Here is a 1,929-nt window from a genome sequence, read left to right as displayed (position 1 = left end):
AAATCGAGTAGGAGGCGGATTCACACCCGCCGTCCTCTCACACCACCGTGCGTACGGTTCCGTACACGGCGGTTCAGGTTACGCGGCTAAGCCGGTTAATCGTATCCAGTATCGAGACCAGCCCGAGCCGGTCCCACAGTTTCTTTGGCAGCGCGTAGTTCATATGTTGCGCTCCCGAATTCCACCATGGACCTCGGCCATTGAAGGCTGACTTGTTGGCACGCTCCTCGCTCAACCCCAGGCGCATCAAGTTTCTCAGCCTCGTGGGAGGCTGCTTCCATTGACGCCAGATGACGCAGCGGAGTTTGTGCCTGACCCAACCATCCAGTTCCTCAAGCGGCCGCTTGCTCTGGCTGAGCTTGAAGTAGCTAGCCCAGCCTCTCAGGACGGGGTTGATCCGCTCGATGACAGTCGCCATTTTGCGAGCCCGTACGCTGCGCAGCAGCATTCTGAGCCGGTCGCGTAAGCGGTCTAGGCTCATCCTTGCCACGCGCAGCCTTGGCTGCTGGTGCCAGCTTATCCCATAGCCTAGGTAGTCGCACTTCCACGCCCTTGCCACTTGGCTTTTCTTCCTGTTCACCGTCAGCTTCAGACGTTCTCTCAGGAAGCGCTCGACGCTGACCAACACCCGTTCGCCGGCCCGGGGACTGCGTACATAGATGTTCGCATCATCGGCATAACGTACGAAGCGATGGCCCCGTCGCTCCAGCTCGCGGTCGAGTTCGTCGAGCAGGATGTTCGACAGCAACGGCGAAAGCGGGCCGCCTTGCGGCGTCCCCTCCTGCCGTGGGCTGACGACACCGCCCGACATGATCCCGGCTTCAAGGTAGCGGCGGATAAGCCTGAGTACGCACTTGTCTTTGATCCGACGTTCGATGCAGGCCATGAGGATGTCGTGATTGACCCGATCGAAAAACTTCTCCAGATCGAGTTCCACGCACCAGCGGTGTCCCGCTGTCACATGAGCACGAGCCATCTCGATGGCTTGATGCGTACTTCTGCCCGGACGAAAACCATAGCTGTAGTCCGAGAACAGTGGGTCGAAGATAGGTGTGAGCTGCTGCTGCAGTGCTTGCTGGATCAGGCGATCCACGACGCTGGGGATTCCCAGTTGCCGTGTGCCGCCCTGCGGCTTGGGAATTTCAACCGCTCGCACTGCTTGGGGCTGGTATTCACCGGCCAGTAACCTGGCCTTGAGGGTTGGCCAATACTGTCTCACGTAGCCCGCCAAGTCAGCAACCGTCATGCCATCGGCACCCGGTGCTCCCTTGTTGCTGACCACGCGTTGATACGCACGTCTGAGGTTGGCCGGTGCAAGCACCCGCTCCATCAGCGTGTCCGGCTCCGCGTTCGTCCACGTCACGGACGCCGTCGATACCTTTGCACTGTCAGGCGTCACCCTCGGCTTCTGGCCGGAGCTCGGGATGACAGTTTCCGCTGTGGGAAATTTCTGCATTACGGTTACCAACGAGACGGCGACGCCTACTGGCGGCATAACCTGTTCGGCCCTTGGTGGCGCGGTTAACCGCCACTTACTACGGCTTCGGCTGACTTCTGCACGCTCATCCCGTCGCCTTTCGACGCGCGGTAGCACAATGGCAAACGTACAGATCTCCCAGGGTAATTCGCGCGACCTTCCTGCTTATGCCTGTCGGATCTACGTCACAGCGTTCCGTGCAAGTATTGGGCTTTGGCGATTTGTGCCACCTCACCCCGCTGTGCCGCCTCTATCCGCTTCCTGTTCGTCAGGCCAGCATTTTGCCTCGGGCTTCCTTCAGATTCGCGGTCACCCGCGACACCCTTGCCTCCGGCTAACACTTCCCCTTGCCGGGTGTGTAGAGGACTTTCACCTCCAAGTCACCCGCTTGGCCACCACAGCCAAGCGGGTTGCGCTTACGCGCAACGCGCCATGCCTGGCGCACACAAAAA

The 1,929-nt window shown here is 60.0% G+C and carries 1 protein-coding gene; it reads right to left on the bottom strand.

The genetic code is table 11. From position 1 onward, the window contains the following. Positions 1-73 precede the first annotated feature (73 nt). Positions 74-1,495, bottom strand: coding sequence for a group II intron reverse transcriptase/maturase (ltrA, locus tag ACIP1G_RS31945; protein WP_003253430.1), 1,422 nt, complete (start codon positions 1,493-1,495; stop codon positions 74-76). Between the last annotated feature and the right edge of the window lie 434 nt (positions 1,496-1,929).

The organism is Pseudomonas sp. NPDC089392 (genome assembly GCF_044749595.1).
Classification (GTDB): Bacteria; Pseudomonadota; Gammaproteobacteria; order Pseudomonadales; family Pseudomonadaceae; genus Aquipseudomonas.
This window is presented reverse-complemented; position numbering and strand designations above follow the sequence as displayed.